The organism is Halomonas sp. (assembly GCF_029263665.1).
Taxonomy (GTDB): domain Bacteria; phylum Pseudomonadota; class Gammaproteobacteria; order Pseudomonadales; family Halomonadaceae; genus Halomonas.
The window spans coordinates 29,132-47,531 of record NZ_JAJUFQ010000021.1 but is presented as its reverse complement, the minus strand read 5'-3'; the positions used below and the strand labels follow the sequence as shown (position 1 = coordinate 47,531).

Here is an 18,400-nt window from a genome sequence, read left to right as displayed (position 1 = left end):
TGAGGTCAAGGATCGATCGAGATATCGCTCTGATGGAAAACGTCTATGGCAACGCGCCAGTCCCTTTCACTGTCGACGGCTGCTCAAGCAGAGCGGAGCGCGCTGCAAACCTGCCGGCGGGCTGTCCATGTCTCGCGATAGGGAGACGCTGACCGGGTATAGCGGACATCCCAAGCTGGCAGGGCCTGCCAGGCGCATGCCGACATCGACCAGCCTTACGGCGTCTTCCGTGGCTCTGGTCAGCAGTTTGGCAGCATTGTCGATCGCCTCATCCAGCGTACAAGGACGTTTTAGAATGCAGGAAAAGGCATCAATGCCATGTTCAAAGTTCAGCGCCACACCTTTACCGATGGTGCCCGCCAGGGCAATGACCGGTAGTTTCCGCTGTTTGGCTCGCCGTGCCACCTCGGCAGGCACCTTGCCGAAAGGGGTCTGGCCATCCAGGCTGCCTTCGGCGGTAATGACCAGGTCCGCCTGAGCCATCAGCCGATCGAGGTCGAGATACTGCATCACGATATCGTAACGCGGGTACAGCCGCCCCTTGAGAAGCCCCATGAAGCCTGCCCCCAGTCCACCTGATGCCCCGGCTCCCGGTGCCTGCCCGACCTCGATCCCTGTTGTCTGTGCAATGACCCGAACGTAATTCTCCATCGCCTGTTCCAGAACGACGACTTGCTCCGGTGTTGCCCCCTTCTGGGGGCCAAAGACTCTCGCCACGCCCCTGGGCCCAAGCAGATGGTTATGCCAGTTGACGGCGGCATCCAGACGCACGCTGCTCAGGCGCGGATCAAGCCCCGACATGTCGATTCGGGCAAGATGGCATAGCGCGGCTCCTCCCCGCGCCAGGGGACGCCCTTGCCTGTCGAGAAACCGTATCCCCAGAGCCTCCGCCATACCGGCACCGGCATCATTGATACCACTGTCACCACACCCCAGCAGAATACGCTTCGCGCCAGCATCCAGCGCTGCGCAGATCAGTTCTCCGACGCCATGGCTGGTCGTGAGACATGGATTACGGCGATCGCGGGGTACCAGCCGAAGCCCTGCGGCCGCGGCCATCTCAATGACAGCCGTGGGCATATCCTGGCCTTCGAGGAGACCAAAAAAGGCATCCACGGGCTTTCCTATCGGGCCAGTGACCACAGCAGGGTGCAGTGTTCCTCCCACAGCAGACACCAGGGTCTCGACAAAGCCCTCTCCCCCATCGGCCATTGGTGCCTTGAGAATGTGCGCTTCAGGCATGGCACGCAGCAACCCTGTGGCAATGCAGTCGGCCACCTGGGCGGCTGACAGACTTTCCTTGAACCCGGAAGGCGCAACCAGAACCGTTATCGACATGACGGACCTCTTATCCTTGAGTTATCGGTTTTCCATGGAGACAGGCCCCATCCAGTCGCTATCGACAGGTAGTCCGAGGAGAGGCCAGATGAAGATGGCCAAGACAATCAACAACCCCATGAAGATGGGCAGCAGGATGGTCGCCAGCCGTAGCAGGTCAGGCTTTTCGAACCCTCCTTCTACCGCTGAACTGAACAGAGCAACGGGTTTGGCGGATACCGGTAATGTCTGGCAGAAGCCGGTTCCGAGTGTGATGACCAGCATCAGCGTCACCGGGTTGACTCCCGTCGCGGCAAGCGGAAACGCTACTGCAGGAATGAGCACACTGGCCCGAGCCGTACGCGATGTAATCAGCAGGTGAGCCAGGCTGGCAATCAAGGCCGTGAGCGTAATCACCAGCCAGGCTGCTGGCCCTTGTGGCCCCGTCAGCATCCGCGCAAGGACATGCTCGGTGATATAAGTGATGGCGCCGGAAGTCATCAGGGCCTGGCCAAGCATCAAGGTCGATGCCATGAACAGCAACAGCCCCCATTCCACATCCTTGAGCGCCGTCTTGAGAGACACGCCGGATACCGCCGGGGTCGACAGCGCCAGAGCACTGACCAGCGCAATAATGGCCATGCTCTGACCATGCAACGGGCTGGTGATCCACAGACCAATGGTCAGCACCATGATGGCGATCACTGCAGGTGTGCTGGCAGATGCTGCGGGCCCGGGAATCGCGAGTTCACCCAGCGGTGCGCTGCGGTCTTCACGCGAAAGGAACAACCACTGGATCAGGGCACAGGAAATCAGGCTGGTGAGTAGCGCAAAAGGACCCGCAAGCATGGCCCAGCGCACGAACCCTATCTCCTCGTGGGAGAATTTCGCCATGAAGTCCATGGCAACGAGGTGAGCGCCGGCTCCGGTCAAGGAAGCCCCGGCGGACAGCAGGATCACGCTTGGAAACAGCAAGGAAAGCGCCCGTGTCACACGGGGCCTGCCTATGACTTCCGCCAGTGCCATGAACAGCGGCAGCATGATAGCGGCACGCGCCGATGTCGATGGAATCAGGAAGGCAGTCGATGCGGTGACCAGGGTGATGGTCCAGAAGACACTCGACACCCTGCCGCAGCGAGCGACGCATCGTGATGCCAGCCGCTCTGCGATACCACTTCTGCTCAGCACCGAGGCAATGACGAAGGCGGCAATCAGCAACCAGATAATGTCATTACCAAGGCTCTGGAACAGAAGATTCTCATCGACGACGCCAGGCACAACCAGTGCCAGTGCAGCCAACAGGGCAACTGCGGTGTCCGAGACATCGAGCTTTACCCAGGCGATCAACGCAGCGCAGAACACTATCAGAGTCCATCGACCCGCCATGGGCATTCCATCGAGCCCATAAAGAATGCCAAGCCCACCACACCCCATGAGCACGATGGAACTTATGGTTCGGTAAGAACACCAGGGATTTCGTGGGTAACACGCTAAAGAAGGACGACCTGAAACCCGCGGAGATAATTTTCTCTGCATTGAAACATTACCTCTCTAGCCTTCCTGATCCTGCAAGGAAAGCCGCCAACAATTCATTCCTCGCCTTTTTCTATGAAGGTAAAGAAAAAATCATCTTTTTATCAAAAACCTTTAATATACTGTCGCAAATGAAGCCAAAGATCATGACAAAAACATGACACGACGATTAAAAGAAAATTAACTCTTAATTTTCTTTATTTTTATATATAATCAATGAATAAAAAAAGAAGACAAAAAAGAAAGAATAAGTAACAAACCACTTTACGAAGGAAGGTAGAAAAACAACAAGAAGAAAGTAATCAACAAGAAATAAGAACTTAATGAGCAATGAGCACTTAATGGCAATTCGTCTACCCAGACGCTCTGAATACCATGATGCTGATCCAGAAAGAGAACCGCTTCAGTGGCAGGTTCTCATCAGCGCGCCTATCGTATTGGATAGATAGGGAAATTCTTTCATTCTGCGCCCTCTCGCACTGTCAGTGCCGCTGCCATGCAAGTAATGGCAGCAATTCAAGAGAGCCTGGCAAGGTATCAGCATTGCTCATGGATAATGTCACCAGCCAATTCCTTACTGCCAATGAGACCGCCTTTCGCCTCGGGATAGCCCTGCTGTTGGGTGCCTTGATCGGTATCGAACGAGGCTGGGTGGCACGAGAGCGGAAGTCCGGTGAGCGAGTGGCGGGTATTCGCACTCATGCATTGGTGGGGCTGCTTGGCGGAGTCGCTGCGCTACTGTCGAAAGCGGTCACCTCCTGGGCATTTCCACTGATTTTCCTGGCCGTGGCTGCGATAAGCCTGGTTGCCTGGAGGGAACGTGTCGCTGAAAGTCACGACTACAGCATCACCGGCTTGATTGGGCTATTGCTGACCTTCTGTTTTGGCGCCATCGCCGTCTCCGTTGACCCGGCACTTGCGACGGCCATCGCGGTCATTACCGCGGTGATTCTCGACAACAAGGATGAAATCCACGGTCTGCTGAACAAGCTGCAATCCCATGAGCTCGATGCTGCCCTAAAGCTGCTGGTGATCAGCGCCGTGATGTTGCCACTACTCCCCGATCAGGGTATGGGACCAGGCAAAGTACTCAATCCCTACGAAATCTGGTGGCTGGTGGTGTTGATCGCCTCGATTTCCTTTGTTGGTTACTTTGCTATCCGCGTCGGTGGTGCTGAAAAAGGCATTCTCTTCACTGGGCTGTTCGCCGGTCTCAGTTCATCCACTGCGCTGACACTGCACTATTCCCGTCAGTCGCGCCGCCACCCTGAATTGGGGCCCATGCTGGCAGCGGGAATCCTGGTGGCCTGCGGTACCATGTTTCCTCGCATCCTGCTGTATGCCGCGGTTATCAACCCGACCCTGCTGCCGCAACTATGGTTGCCGGTAACCACTATGGGAGTCGGGCTCTACGTTGCGGCACTGTATATCTGGCGCACCCAACATCGGACGCTCAAGGTCGACCGAATCCAACTGAGCAAGAACCCTCTGGAACTGCGTACCGCACTGCTGCTTGGCACCTTGCTGGCCATGATCATGGTACTAGGCACATGGCTACAAGATTGGCTGGGTAATGCCGGTATCTATCTCCTGGCAGCCTCATCCGGTATCGCCGACCTGGACGCCATCACCCTCTCGCTGGCGCGTATGGTGCCGGATAGAATTGATGCTTCTACCGCTGTTCTCGGTATTGTCATTGCTGCAACCGTCAATAATGTGTTCAAGGCTGGGGTCGCCGTCGTCATCGGTACCCCCCGACTGAAAAGCCGCGTTGCAGTACCCATGGTATTTTCCTTGCTGATAGGTCTGGCGCTGGCCTGGTTGGCTTGAGCAATCCAGAAAGAGCGGCAAGACGAAAACAAAGGCGCCCAGCTCGACAGGCTGGGCGCACTCTTCACATCACACGATGTCAGCTTCAGGGCATTCGAGTGGCGACATCGGCGCCTCTGACAGCAGCGTCAGATTGGCTGGAGACATTGAAATCCATGATTTCCTCGCCATTGGCATGCCACTGCGCCACTTCACTTTCGCTGGCACGCGGTGAGAACCAGCCCAGCCAGGCATACGTCACTCCGATCAGAGGAGAGATCCAGCAGGCAAAGGCCAGGGGAATGTACATCAGACTTTCCAGGCCACCAGCCCCGCTGTTCAGACCCAATGCAGTGATGACCACTGCTCCGCCCGCGTTCCATGGAATCAAGGGGGAAATCAAGGTACCGCCTTCTTCCGTGGCCCGCGATAGATTGAGCAGTGAATACCCTTTACCGCGATAGACAGGACCGAACATGCGCCCAGTCAGCGTGATGGAAAGGTAGGGGTCACCTGCCACCAGGTTGGTGCTGATGGAACTGGCGATGGCTGAGGTCTGCAGCCCGCCAAAGCTTCTTACTCGGCGCACGATGGCCGAGATGATCGCATGCATGCAGCCCGTCCGCTCGAGGATGCCGCCAAACGACAGGGCGATCAGCAGCAAGGTGATCACCCAGGTCATCGATTGCAGGCCGCCACGGTTGAGCAGCCCATCGATCTCGGCCACGCCGGTTTCAATCGAATATCCCGAGAAAGCAAAGGTGAACAACGTACTGATGCTTTCTCCCTGCTGCAGGAATGCCATGACACCCCCCAGCAGCACACCGACGAACAGCACCGGCAGTGCCGGGAAGCGCAACACCGCCAAGGCGATGACCACCAACGCCGGCAACAGTGATGTCGCAGTAATATCGAAATGCTGTGACAGCCCTTCGGTAATGGAGGAGATGCGCTCGAAGGAAGCTGCCTGGTCGCCGACCATGCCTTGCCCAACCATCAGGTATATGACCAGAGCAATCGCCATCGATGGTAGCGTCGTCGGCATCAAATTGCGGATGTGATCGAACAGGTTCACGCCCGTGACGGCTGGCGCCAGGTTGGTGGTATCGGAAAGCGGGGACACCTTGTCACCGAAGAAGGCGCCTGACACTACTGCGCCAGCCGTCCAGTAGGGTGGAATGCCGAACCCCGCCCCGATGCCCATCAAAGCCAGGCCCACCGTGCCGACAGTGCCCCAGGAAGTTCCGAGAGACACGGAAACCAGAGCACATAGCAGAGTGGCCGCAGCCAGGAAGATCTGCGGGCTCAATAGCTCCAGACCGTAGTAGATCAATGTCGGTACGGTGCCACTGGCGATCCACAGGCCTGTGATCATGCCCACCAGCATGAGAATGCCTACGGCCGGCAGGCCAACGCTCACCACATGCAGCATGCCCTTTTCCATCTCCTCCCAGCTCAAGCCGAGATAGCGGCCTACCAGCGCAGTGATGGCAATACCGATGATCAAGGGCACATGCGGAGTGAAGTCATCGAAGATGAATAGCTGCACGCCCAGTACAGCGAACGTCAGCACGATGGGCAGCAACGCCAGTAGCAACCCCGGCCGGGTGGCAGGAGATTGGACCATGGATGGTCTCCTTGTGGTTATTTTTGTCGCAACTCCCCCGGGGTATGCCAATACCTCCGGAAGGACCCTTCATTAATAGCCACCACCCCGCAGAAAGATTGAACAAATGCGACAGATTTCATGGCATGCTCACGACAAGACCCGCTTGTCAGCGGCAAGACAATGCGTTCGGTGACCTACTACCCCTGAGCAGGGCGGAAGACCTGTCGGCCACTCAACGTAACTGGCTATCCTTGCTGCCACGTCGGTTATAACCGCTGAAGGCTTTCTCGTGCTTGTCACGCTCAGCCTGGCAGTTGATGCAAAGACGCACTCCGGGCAGCGCTTCCCGGCGTGCCTGGGGAATGGGTTCGTCACATTCTTCACAATGATGCAGGCTCTCACCATGCGGCAACCGACTGCGCGAGCGATGCACGGCATCCTCGACCGTGTTGTCGATCTGTTCCTGGACATCACCGTCTTTCGACCAACCGCCAGCCATTGCAGCCCCCTTGTATTTATTCGGCCCAGCCGTCTAGCTTATGACGTCACCTGGCGATTGGACAAGACAGGAAAGCTGGCCCACCAAGGGAAACACGTTGCCCTCCGTTACCATTATTCGAAACCTATGGAATCACTGAATAAATCAGCCGAGCGGGATGAAGGCTATGTTCGTTCCTGACGAACCATCGCACTTCCCACATCCATGTGGGTCGCACAAGGCGCACGGAGCACAACCACCGGAGCCTATGGGGTATAGGTGAGGATGGTGAGCACCGCGCAGGCGTTTATGCAGTGTTTCCCTATGGAGCTGCCACTTCGAACAAGGGAGACAAGGCCTCATCCTGAGCTGCGCCTGCAGCATCATCCTGTACAAGCAATGTGGACTGTGCTTCGAGATACGCTCCGATACCGGGGGTCTTGGCCACTTCCTGGAAGTCGTGCAGCGCACCGATCAGCTGTGGTGTCAGTTCATCTAACTTGGGGCGTATGTCATTGGCCAGGTCCGGGGCGTCATCGAAGGGTGGGTGCTGCGCTTGCTGCCATTGTTCATGAAGGCGCTGCTGAACCTGTTTGCTGGCTTCAAACTGGTGCTGGAAAAATGTCTGGGCCAAGGCTTCATCGACACCGGCGCTTGCCGCTTCTGCTACCACGCGTTCCAGTATCTGCGCTTCTCTCTCCGGTGCATTGATCGGTGCACCTGAATTCCACTTGGCCTTTGCCACCTCTGGCGCAATCGCCAGTCGCTCATCAATCAGCGTCAACAACTGATCCACTGTCTGCCTGGCATCTTTCGAAGGCGTTTCGGCATCGGCTTGGCTGATGTTGAACAGCAGCGCCACCAGCATGAGGCAGGTAAACAATGCCCCACGCAAAGAGGCGCGCAACACTGGTTCACAAGAAACTGGTTCACAAGAAAGTGGCTCACGAGAAAGAGGTACACATGCAAGTAGTGTGCGAGAGGTTTTCATCAACGCCGCCATCATGACGATCTGATCTCCATTTGTGGTCATCCCAGGACGATCAGGATAGCGAGACTCCCGTTATTCGTCTCTGCCTCTATTATTCGTCCTCCACAAAGCGATTCCTCCCTTCTTCCTGGCCACCTTCATATCGAGCCAGCCCAGGCTCCTTCAATGACTCCAGCCAGACCAGGGTCGGGGTGACATGATTGAAGGTGTAGACATGCAGGCCCGCAAAGCCACTGTCGGAATCTCCCAGTGATGGCGCCAGGGCTTCCATCAAGGTGTCGGGGTGATAGGTGGATCCGCCCAGCCATCGGCTCATCCGCCGCGACTGGCGCCGCAGCGATCTCACGGAAGGGCCAATGCCCAGGCGCAGGGCGATGCTCAGCAGGCGCTTGCGCTCGATCACCCCAGGTATGCCGGCATGCACTGGCAGTTCGAAGCCAAGCTGCCTCTGCCATTCCCGCCAGCTCAACAGCGGTCGTGCCTCAAAGCACAGCTGAGTGACGGCATAATCAGCCAATGCCACCTTGGCCTCCAGATCCTGCTGCAAGCGTGACGCGTCAATGTGGTGGTGGCCTTCGGGATAGGCTGGCACCCCGACGCACACGGGACGCAAGGACGAGTCGTTCATGGCCTCCAGCAGCGCCAGACCATGAAGAAAGATGCCCACCGGACGTTGGGTATCTCCCCCTACTACGAATACATCATCGATGCCCACAACCTCCAAACGCTGGAGCAGACACTCCAGATGAGCACGATCACGCACTAACCGTGCAGCAAGATGCGGAACTACCTGAAACCCTGCTTCGACAAGCCACTCTGCTGCCTCCAGGGTGCGCTCAAGTCCGTGGCGCGGCGAGCAGGTCACCGTCACCACGGCGCCTTCGGGCAGAGCCCGGGCCGCATCCTGCATGCCTGCGATCGGCAACAGCTCGAAGCGGACCGCCGTCCGGGCAGGGGGCACAAAAGCCGCCGTCAGGGCAGCACGATTGACATCATTCATGATGCCTCCTCAGCTCAGGCCTTGGGAATATCCTTGCTGGGATCGTGGAAAGGCTTGGCCACGACTACCGCGTCCTGAAGGCCGGTATTCGCCTCGATGCGCAGCGGCGTGCCCAGCTCTGTATAAGCCAGCGGCACCATGGCGTAACCGATATTGCGCTCCTGGCGCGGCGAGTGCGTGGCCGAGGTGACCTGGCCGATACGCTCGCCACCGGGTGTCAGCACCGGGAAGACATCGATCATCGAACCATCGGTGAAGTAGCCGACGCTGGGGCCATCGATCTCCACCCCCACCAGCTTGCGCGATACCCCTTCAGCCTTGATCCGCTCCAGGGCAGCGCGGCCGATGAAATCGTCGTCGCCGCGCAAGTCGACCATCCAGTCATAGCCCATGCCCACCTCGAAGGGGTTGGTGTCGTACCAGATGTCACAGCCGAAGGCGAGGATGCCGCCCTCGATGCGACGAATGTGGCACGGACCGATGACCTGCATGTCATGGGGGGCTCCCGCCTCGAAGACCCGCTGCCAGAGCGCCTCGCCATGGCGGCTGGCATCGCGCAGATAGATCTCGTAGCCGATCTCGCCGGAATACCCGGTACGGGAAATCACCACCGACATGCCATCCAGCTCAGCCTCCATCAGGTGGTAGTAAGGCATCGCCAGTACCTCTTCACCGAACAGGTCGACCATCACTGCCTTGGCCCTGGGGCCCTGCACCTGGACAGGGGCCACATCGACTTCCTGGATGGTGACATCGAGTCCAGAGTGATAAGCCAGGCCACGGCACCACAGCACAATGTCGCTATCGGCCAGCGACAGCCAGAAACGGTTCTCCTCGATGCGCAGCAGCACCGGGTCATTGAGAATGCCGCCATCGGGAGCTGTCACGAAGACATACTTGCACTGCCCTACCTGGCACTGACGCATATCGCGAGGCACCAGGCGTTGAGTGAAAGTGAAGGCATCAGGACCACTGATCTCGATCTGGCGCTCCACCCCCACATCCCACAGGGTGACACCCTGAACCAGGGCCCAGTACTCATCGACCGGATCCGTGTAGAGACGCGGGTGATAGTGGTGGTTGTAGACGCTGTACTTGCGCACTCCATGACGCCGCGAAGCATAGAAGAACTGTGACTTGCGAATGCGTGGGTAAAGCAGGATTTCCGGTGCTGCCTGAATGTCCTGGATGCTCTCGATGGCTGGATTCATGACCGCCTCCTGTTCTTTCTCGACACCCTCGTTGTTCTTTCTCGACATCCTCGCCCCAAGGCCATGTCTCGAACTCGAAGCGCTGTCTCAGAGCTCTCATCACGACATCACGATCTCGAGGCCCCGTTACGAAGATCTGTCTCGACACCAAGGAGCGGTCTCGGTCAGCCCCAGGGTTCGATGCCTTCTTGAACTCGACACTTTTGTTCCAAGCTAGACCTGGTGACAGCAGAATATCTTGCTACCGACGTCCAGCTCTTTGGCATTGGCGACAGCCCCTCTAACCACTTGTCGCCGCGAACAAGGGAGGCGTCGCCACGGGATAGCGAGGTGCCATACCCCTGCCCTATGCTGCGGAAAGTATGCTGCGGAAAGAAGACCGTTCCCCGGAGGAAGCCATGGCGACCCTACCCTCGCAAGCGGACGCGGTGATCATCGGCCTGGGCGGCATTGTCGGCGCCTCGGTGTCCCACCACCTGATCGAACGGGGTTGGACCCATCTGGTGGGCATCGATACCTCTGCCATTCCCACCGATGTCGGTTCCACCGCACACGCTTCCGACTTCTGCTTCATGACTTCCCACGACCGCATGGCGTGTTACACCACCACTTACAGCCGCCAGTTCTATGAAGCGATGGGACACTACCACCGGGTTGGCGGCATCGAGATCGCTCGGGTCGGCGACGAAGCGCGTCTGGCCGAATTGCAGCGCAAGGTTGCCTCGGGCAAGGCCTTCGGCACCAACGTCCGCATGATCGACGCCGATGAGGTGGTGGAACGTTTTCCCCTGATCAAGCGCGAGCTGGTGCTGGGCGGCATGTGGGACCCCGATGCCGGCCTGGTGGTACCGCGCTCACAACGCGTGGCCGGCGAACTGGTCGAGCGTGCCGTGGAAAGTGGTCACCTGCGCGCCTTTGCCGACACAGCGGCACAGGACATCGATGTCCAGGACGGCCGGGTATGCGGTGTCCAGACAGCCAAAGGCTATATCGCCACCCCCGTGGTCATTCTCGCCTGCGGTATCTGGGGTCCGCTGCCGGCAGCCATGGCGGGGGTGGCACTGCCATTGATGCCGGTGGAGCATCCTCTGATGTTCTTCGGTCCCTTCGATACCTTCGCCGGCACCAGCAAGGAAATCGGCTATCCGCTGATGCGTGATCAGGGCAACTCCGCCTATATGCGTGACACCGGTGATCCCAGCTCCACGGAAGGAGGAATGCTGGAGTGGGGCTATTACGAAACCACTCACCCCCGCCTGGTTCAGCCGCGCGATATTCTTTCCCGGGAACAGGCCCGGCTATCTCCTTCCATGCATGACCTGGAAGCTGAACAGATTGCCGATCCGTTCGAGCGAGCCGTGGAGCTCACGCCGCTACTTGGCGAACTCGGCTGGGACGAGAAGCACTCCTTCAATGGCCTGCTGTCGGTCACCTCGGATGGAGGTTCTCTAATAGGTGAAGCGCCGGAAACCCGTGGCCTATGGTGCTGCGAAGCCGTATGGGTCAAGGACGGCCCCGGGATGGGCAAGATCCTCGCTGACTGGATCACCGACGGGCATCCCTCGATTGACCCTTGCGGCATCGATATTGCCCGCTTCTATCCTGTGCAGAAGACACCACATCACGTGTACGGCCGCTGCGAGGAAATCGCTCGCAAGATCTACGATCCCGCAGTACACCCCCGCGAGCCTTTCGAGAGTGGGCGCAACCTGAGGCGCAGCCCCTTCTGGCCGCGGGAATGTGAACTCGGTGGTTACTTCATGGAAACAGCAGGCTGGGAACGCGCCCACGGCTACGCCGCCAATGAGACACGCCTGGCGCACTATCTCGATGAGGTGCCCGAACGTCCGGTGGAATGGGATGCCCGCCACTTCTGGCGAGTCTCCAACGCCGAGCACCTGGCGCTCAGCGAGAATGTGGGCATGATCAACCTTTCCCACTTCGCCATCTACGACATCTCCGGTCGCGATGCCGAAGCCCTGCTGGAATATCTCTCTGTGGCCAAGGTCGGCGGCGACACGCCCCTCGGCAAGGGCGTCTACACCCACTTCCTCGATGCCCGTGGCGGCGTCCACTCTGATCTGACCATCGTCCGCCTGGCCAGGGACAGCTTCCGGGTGATCTGCGGCGGTGATACCGGCCATCGCGACCTGATGTGGATCATCCGGCGAGCCGAGGATGCGGGGCTGACGCGCTGGCACCTGGAAGATCGCAGCGACAGCCTGGCCACACTGGGCCTGTGGGGGCCCAATGCCCGGCGTATCCTGCAGACGCTGGCCGACAGCCCCGAAGAACTGACCAGCGAGTGTTTCCCCTTCGCCAGTGCGCGGGAAATCCGGGTGCGTGGCCTTCCGGTGTGGGCTTTCCACATTTCCTATGTCGGCGAGCAGGGCTGGGAACTCTACGTCCCCTTCAGCTATGGCCTGGCCCTATGGGACCTGCTGTTCGAGGCCGGAGTGCCGCCGGTGGGCATCGAGACCTACGCCAACAGCCGCCGCCTGGAGAAGAGCCTGCGCCTGCAGAATGTCGACCTGCTCACCGACTACAACCTGCTGGAAGCCGGCCTGGCCCGACCCAAGGTCAAGAACCTGGACTTCCATGGCAAGGCCGCCCATCTGGCGCAGCGCGAGCGTGATCGCCAGCCGGCCTACCTGTGTACGCTGGTGATGGAGTCACACCTTGATGGTGCGGGCCAGGCACGCTATCCGGTCGGCCAGTCGCCATTGCTCGATCCGGATAATGGCGAAGTCCCGGTGGATGCCCTGGGTCGACGCTCCTATACCACCAGCATGGCTTACGGTCCTTCGATAGGCTGCAACATCGCCCTGGGCTACCTGCCAGCAAGTCATGCCAAGGAAGGCCGCGCCCTGCTGCTGGAATACTTCGGCGAACATTACCCGATGCGAGTAGCAGCGGTGGGTTACCGCGCGCTGTATGATGCGGAGAATATTCGCCCACGCAGCTGAGCCCCAGGCATGCAAACACCTAGGCCAGGCATGCATGAACCTAGGCCAGGCATGCGAACCTAGGAGAGCACGTCTTCGCTTTCCCCTGCGCCATCCAGCGGTGGCTGGCTGTCATTTTCCGACAGCGCCTTGACCTCGGACGGCTCGATAAGATCGGCCTGGCGCTCGTGGCGGCGCTTGCGCTCACTGCTCGGAGAGTGACCGAAATGGTCGTGATAGCACTTGGTGAAGTGCGTCGGCGAAACGAAGCCGCAGGCCAGGGCCACCTCGGTAATCGGCATATGGGTCTGCAACAACAGCAGGCGGGCTCGAGCCAGCCGTAATTCCAGGTAGAACCTGAGCGGTGGACAGCCCACATAGCGTTGAAACAATCGCTCCAGTTGACGCCGCGATAGCCCGGCATAACTGGCCAGTTCATCGAGCCCCAGCAGTTCCTGGAGATTGGCATCCATCAGATTGGCCACCTCCTCCAGCTTGGGATGGCTGTGGCCCAGCCGAAGCCTCAGCGGCATACGCTGGCGATCGGTCACCCCGCGAATACGTTCGTGAATGAACTCCTCGGCAATCGACTCGGCCAGCGCCAGTCCCTGCTGGCGACCAATCAGGTTGAGCATCATGTCCAGGGGAGCGATGCCTCCCGAGCAGGTATAGCGATCGCGGTCCATGACGAACAGCTGAGAGGTGAAGGTCACGTTGGGGAAACGTTGTGCCTCATGAAGGCTGGATATGTGTTCCCAATGCAGGGTACAGCGATAGCCATCCAGCAGCCCCGCTCGAGCCAGCACGTAGCCACCGGTACACACCGCGCCCAGGGGAATGCGCCGTTCAGCCAGTCGCCGGAGCCATGACAGGGTCGCACGATCATCGTAACGCTGGACCTCGAGACCACCACATACCAGCAACAGATCCAGTGCCGGCATGGGTTCCAGCGCTTGATCCACCGCGGTGGCCACATTATTGCTGGCCGTCACGGCCGCCCCATCGCGACTCACGAGGTGCCAAGTGTAGAGAATGCGGTCGGCCAGATGATTGGCCATGCGCAGCGGCTCCAGCGCCGAGGTAAAGGCAAGCTGGGAAAAGCCCGGCAGCAGCAGGAAGCCGATATCATAGTGTCCCTTGGCCGGTATGGAGGTTGACATCACACCTCCTTCCACTCTCGGGTGCAGACGGCGACAGAACCCTCTCCACAGAACCATCTCCGCAAACCATCCCACTAGGCATAGCCTATTCCTTTGACCAACGCCACGCTCATTGTTCACCGCATATGTCGCTGTGCCCAAGGCCATTGACGCCACCAGGCAACCTCATGCCGAATGGCGCGCGATACTGAGCTGAAGGCTGTACTAAAGAACTGGAGTTGTACGACAGAGCGAAAGGTTGCATACAGAGCTGGGGGAGGCATGCCGATGGCCATCCAGGCAAGCGAACAGGTCCCGGCAGGGGCGAGCGACAATTTGAGCATTGCCCGGGCTGCCAGGCTCTGGCCAATCGAGGAGATTGCCCACCATCTGGATCTGCCAGGCGAGGCAGTGGAACCTTACGGACGAGGCATCGCCAAGATCGACCTGCTAGCCATGTCAGTCCTGAGCCAGCGTCCGCGGGGACGTTACGTGGTAGTGACTTCGATGACCCCGACCCCACCCGGCGAGGGAAAGACGACGACCGCCATCGGCTTGGTGCAAGGACTACAACGCCTGGGATACACCGCCACCGTGGCCTTGCGCCAGCCCTCCATGGGCCCCACCCTCGGGCTCAAGGGCGGGGCGACCGGTGGTGGCTACAGCCAGGTGCTGCCCATGGAGCGCATCAACCTGCACCTGACAGGCGACCTGCATGCCGTGGCAGCAGCCCACAACCTGCTGGCAGCCATGGTGGACAACCACCTGCATCATCGCCTGGCGCCCGAGCTGGACCCTCGCGAGATCCATTGGCAGAGAGTCATCGACCTCAACGACCGCGCGCTGAGGAACATCGTGCTGGGCCTGGGAGGCCGTGGAAATGGCATGCCCCGCCAGGGAGGCTTCGAGATCACCGCGGCTTCCGAGGTCATGGCCGTACTGGCCCTGGCGGATTCGCTTGCCGACCTGCGCCGACGGCTGGGTCGTCTGATAGTGGGACTGGACCGTGAAGGGCAGGCAGTCACTGCCGAACATATCGGCGCTGCCGGTGCCATGACGGTATTGCTCAAGGAGGCACTCAAGCCCAACCTGCTGCAGACACTGGAACACGCTCCAGCACTGATCCACGCAGGCCCCTTCGGCAATATCGCCCACGGCAACTCCTCGATCATCGCCGACCACATCGGCCTGCACACCAGTGACTTCCTGGTCACCGAGGCAGGCTTTGGTGCCGACATGGGCGCGGAGCGCTTTTTCAATATCAAGTGCCGCACCTCCGGCCTGACACCCGATGCTGCCGTGCTGGTGGTCACGGTGCGTGCCCTCAAGTATCACAGCGGTCGCCATCAGGTGGTCGCTGGTCAGCCCTTGCCTGCCTCGCTGTTGGCGGAGCATCCGGATGAAGTGCTCGAAGGCGGCGCCAACCTGCTCAAGCAAATCGATAATGTACGCGCCCACGGCCTCACTCCAGTGGTGGCCATCAACGCCTTTCCCAGCGATCACCCCAGCGAGCACGCAGCAATCCGTGAACTGACCGCCTCGGTAGGCGTACGTGCAGAGGTCTCCACTCATGTACGTGATGGCGGAGAGGGAGCCCTGGCCCTGGCCGAAGCGATAGCGGAAGCCGCCGAGAGCAAAAGCGACTTTCACTTCCTCTACCCTGCCGAGTTGCCGTTGGCCGACAAGATCGGGCGTATCGCGACTCGCCTCTATGGTGCCAATGGTGTCGACTTCGCTCCCCAGGCCCGTGAGCGACTCGATACTTGGCAACGCCAAGGGCATGGCAACCTGCCGGTATGCATCGCCAAGACGCACCAGTCGCTCTCCGCCGATCCAAAGCAACTCGGCGCCCCCACAGGATGGCGCCTGCCGGTGCGCGAAGTGCGCCTTTCTGCCGGAGCCGGTTTCGTCTATGCACTTGCCGGTGATATACGCACCATGCCCGGGCTCAGCACATCACCGGCCGCTACTCGCATCGATATCGACGAGGATGGAGAAACGATCAATCTCAACTGAGGCAGGGGTTCCGACTCGAGCGTCGGATACCTTCGCTTGAGTCGTCGATGGACCTCATGAATGGGCAAATGGCACTATTCAGCAACAGAGCCACATTCGTTATACTTTGGTCTAAATCCCGTACCTATAATAATGCCCAATGACCTCTGCGCGACTGTTCCCTTCTCTTGATCAAACCCTGCGTCGCTTATGGACGCTCTCTTCCTTTACCTACAGTCTGCGCGTCTTCCTTGCGCTGGGCAGCGTGATGGCGCTGTGCTGGCAGCTAGGCGACATGAGCAAATTGACGCCGTTGTTTCTTGGCATCATCGCCAGTGCGCTGGCAGAAACTGACGATAGCTGGAAGGGACGACTGCAGGCATTACTGGTCACCCTGGTCTGCTTCACTGTGGCCGCACTGGCCGTGGAGCTGACCTTTTCCCATCCTTGGTGGTTTGTCGTGGGGCTGGCCGTCTCTACCTTTGGTATGACCATGCTGGGCGCGGTGAACCAGCGCTATGCCACTATCGCCACAGCGACCCTGATCCTGGCGATCTACACCATGATCAGCATAGAGCAGCGGGGCGGTGTCTCCATGGGAGAACTCTGGCACGAGCCGCTGCTGCTGGTACTCGGAGCCGCCTGGTATGGCATCATTTCCGTGATCTGGTGTGCGTTTTTTTCTCGCCACCCTATCAAGCTGAGCATTGCAAAAGTATTTCGCGAACTAGGCGTTTACCTGCAGCTGAAGGCAACGCTGTTCGAACCATTGCGAGACATGGATGTAGAAGGCCAGCGCTTGGCGCTGGCACAGCAGAATCGGCGCGTGGTCGAGGCGCTCAACCAGGCCAAGGAGATGATCTTTCGACGCCTGGAACACCAGAACGGCAGATCCAAGCTGAACCGTTACCTGCGCCTCTACTTCATTGCCCAGGACATTCATGAGCGCGCCAGTTCGTCCCATACCCCCTATGGCGAACTGGCAGGAGCCTTCTTTCACCATGACATCCTGTTTCGTGTCCAGCGTCTCCTGAATCAACAGGGACAGGCTTGCCAGGCATTAAGCAAGGCACTGTTGCTGAACCGCCCTTTTGATCATAGCCAGAGCGCCCAAGCGCTGGAGGATCTATACGCTTCGTTGGATCATCTGCGAGCACAGCAGCGCAGTGAGTGGCTTGGGTTGTTACGATCGCTCAACGCATTGGCCGATAATCTGGCGACGCTGGAAGCGCGTCTGGCCAGTGCCTATAACCCGGACGCACTGGCGGAAGACGAAGACAACAGTCTTTACGACCGTTCCCCCAACGGCTGGCGGGATGTCGCAGAGAGAATCCACCACCACCTGACACCGTCTTCACCCATCTTTCGCCATGCATTGCGGCTCAGTGTGACGCTGACAGTGGGATACGGTGTGCTGCACTGGATTCACCCGACACAAGGCTACTGGATACTGCTGACCAGTGTGTTTGTGTGCCGCCCCAGCTTTGGTGCGACACAACGCTTTCTGCGCCAGCGCATTCAAGGGACCATCCTGGGGCTGGTCGCTGGCTGGGCACTGATTACGCTATTTCCGGCGGAGTCCATGCAGGCACTGATTGCCGTTGTTGCTGGTGTTGCCTTCTTCGCCACCCGAGCACGCCGCTACACGCTGGCAACAGCCTTCATCACCCTGATGGTATTGTGCTGTTTCAACCAAGTCGGCGACGGCTTTGGCCTGATCTGGCCTCGCCTGTTCGATACGCTGATTGGCGCCGCGATTGCGGGTCTGGCCGTGATGCTGGTGCTACCCGACTGGCAGGGGCGTAGCCTGCATCAACAGGCGGCTTTCACATTAACGAACAGCGCTGCTTACCTGCGGGAAATTGTTGCTCAATATGCACAGGGGAAGCGCGATGACCTGGCGTACCGTCTGGCACGACGCAATGCACATAATGCGGATGCTGCGCTCGCAACCCTGCTAGGCAATATCCAGCAGGAGCCGGGGCATTTCCGGCGCGATGCCGATATCGGGCTGCGCTTCCTGGTGCATTCCCATACGCTGCTGAATTACCTTTCGGCACTGGGCGCCCATCGTGGGGAGACTCGCCTGGACCAGACACAGGACAAGCAGTGGCTGGAATGCGTGGAAAGCGTTGCCGTTGCACTGGAGACCTTGGCTACACAATTGACGCAGCGCCACCCCATTGAACTGGATGACACCCAATGGGAAGTTGAAGCCAATGCACAGGACACGCTTGCAGAAGAGGCACCAGAAGATGCCAAGCGCCTGCTGCAGATACAGCTGGCCCTGATCTGCCGCCAGCTTGCTCCCCTTAGAGAAACCTCTGAAAGGCTCATCGTAGGCGCCGGTTAACGGCGCTTCGGGAGTTCTAC

The 18,400-nt window shown here is 59.2% G+C and carries 12 protein-coding genes; 4 read left to right on the top strand and 8 right to left on the bottom strand.

What is annotated here, in order from left to right; all coding sequences use genetic code 11:
* Positions 1-66 precede the first annotated feature (66 nt).
* Complete coding sequence (locus Q1K07_RS17240) at positions 67-1,338, bottom strand: glycerate kinase (RefSeq protein WP_300313809.1); 1,272 nt, start codon at positions 1,336-1,338, stop codon at positions 67-69.
* Positions 1,339-1,359: 21 nt separating this feature from the next.
* Positions 1,360-2,703: an SLC13 family permease gene (locus tag Q1K07_RS17235; protein WP_300313806.1), complete on the bottom strand. Its 1,344-nt coding sequence runs from the start codon at positions 2,701-2,703 to the stop codon at positions 1,360-1,362.
* A 696-nt stretch (positions 2,704-3,399) separates the two neighbouring features.
* Here Q1K07_RS17235 and Q1K07_RS17230 point away from each other — a divergent pair.
* A complete protein-coding gene (locus tag Q1K07_RS17230; protein WP_300313803.1) occupies positions 3,400-4,680 on the top strand; it encodes an MgtC/SapB family protein in 1,281 nt (426 codons plus the stop codon).
* Positions 4,681-4,765: 85 nt separating this feature from the next.
* Here the strand turns inward: Q1K07_RS17230 and nhaC are convergent, their stop codons facing one another.
* The 5 genes from nhaC to Q1K07_RS17205 all read right to left on the bottom strand — a co-directional run bounded on the left by nhaC (position 4,766) and on the right by Q1K07_RS17205 (position 9,948).
* The gene (gene nhaC, locus Q1K07_RS17225) at positions 4,766-6,286 is read right to left on the bottom strand and encodes a Na+/H+ antiporter NhaC (protein WP_300313801.1); all 1,521 of its coding nucleotides are present in this window, start codon (positions 6,284-6,286) and stop codon (positions 4,766-4,768) included.
* Between the two features lie 214 nt (positions 6,287-6,500).
* The gene (locus Q1K07_RS17220; protein ID WP_300313798.1) at positions 6,501-6,767 is read right to left on the bottom strand and encodes a DksA/TraR family C4-type zinc finger protein; all 267 of its coding nucleotides are present in this window, start codon (positions 6,765-6,767) and stop codon (positions 6,501-6,503) included.
* A gap of 301 nt (positions 6,768-7,068) precedes the next feature.
* Positions 7,069-7,656: a gamma subclass chorismate mutase AroQ gene (gene aroQ, locus Q1K07_RS17215; protein ID WP_300313796.1), complete on the bottom strand. Its 588-nt coding sequence runs from the start codon at positions 7,654-7,656 to the stop codon at positions 7,069-7,071.
* Between the two features lie 172 nt (positions 7,657-7,828).
* Positions 7,829-8,737 carry a methylenetetrahydrofolate reductase gene (locus tag Q1K07_RS17210; RefSeq protein ID WP_300313793.1) on the bottom strand — a complete coding sequence of 303 codons (909 nt, stop codon included), beginning with the start codon at positions 8,735-8,737 and terminating at the stop codon, positions 7,829-7,831.
* A 14-nt stretch (positions 8,738-8,751) separates the two neighbouring features.
* Positions 8,752-9,948: a glycine cleavage T C-terminal barrel domain-containing protein gene (locus Q1K07_RS17205; RefSeq protein ID WP_300313790.1), complete on the bottom strand. Its 1,197-nt coding sequence runs from the start codon at positions 9,946-9,948 to the stop codon at positions 8,752-8,754.
* Between the two features lie 398 nt (positions 9,949-10,346).
* Here Q1K07_RS17205 and Q1K07_RS17200 point away from each other — a divergent pair, with 398 nt between their 5' ends.
* Positions 10,347-12,914: an FAD-dependent oxidoreductase gene (locus Q1K07_RS17200; RefSeq protein WP_300313787.1), complete on the top strand. Its 2,568-nt coding sequence runs from the start codon at positions 10,347-10,349 to the stop codon at positions 12,912-12,914.
* A 59-nt stretch (positions 12,915-12,973) separates the two neighbouring features.
* On the opposite strand, the gene Q1K07_RS17195 is transcribed toward Q1K07_RS17200, so the two are convergent.
* Positions 12,974-14,053: a GlxA family transcriptional regulator gene (locus Q1K07_RS17195; protein ID WP_300313784.1), complete on the bottom strand. Its 1,080-nt coding sequence runs from the start codon at positions 14,051-14,053 to the stop codon at positions 12,974-12,976.
* Between the two features lie 267 nt (positions 14,054-14,320).
* Between Q1K07_RS17195 and Q1K07_RS17190 the strand changes: the two genes are divergently transcribed.
* Together Q1K07_RS17190 and yccS are read left to right on the top strand one after the other, a co-directional pair.
* The gene (locus tag Q1K07_RS17190; protein WP_300313781.1) at positions 14,321-16,048 is read left to right on the top strand and encodes a formate--tetrahydrofolate ligase; all 1,728 of its coding nucleotides are present in this window, start codon (positions 14,321-14,323) and stop codon (positions 16,046-16,048) included.
* A 139-nt stretch (positions 16,049-16,187) separates the two neighbouring features.
* Positions 16,188-18,380, top strand: coding sequence for a YccS family putative transporter (yccS, locus tag Q1K07_RS17185; RefSeq protein ID WP_300313778.1), 2,193 nt, complete (start codon positions 16,188-16,190; stop codon positions 18,378-18,380).
* The last annotated feature ends 20 nt before the right edge of the window (positions 18,381-18,400 follow it).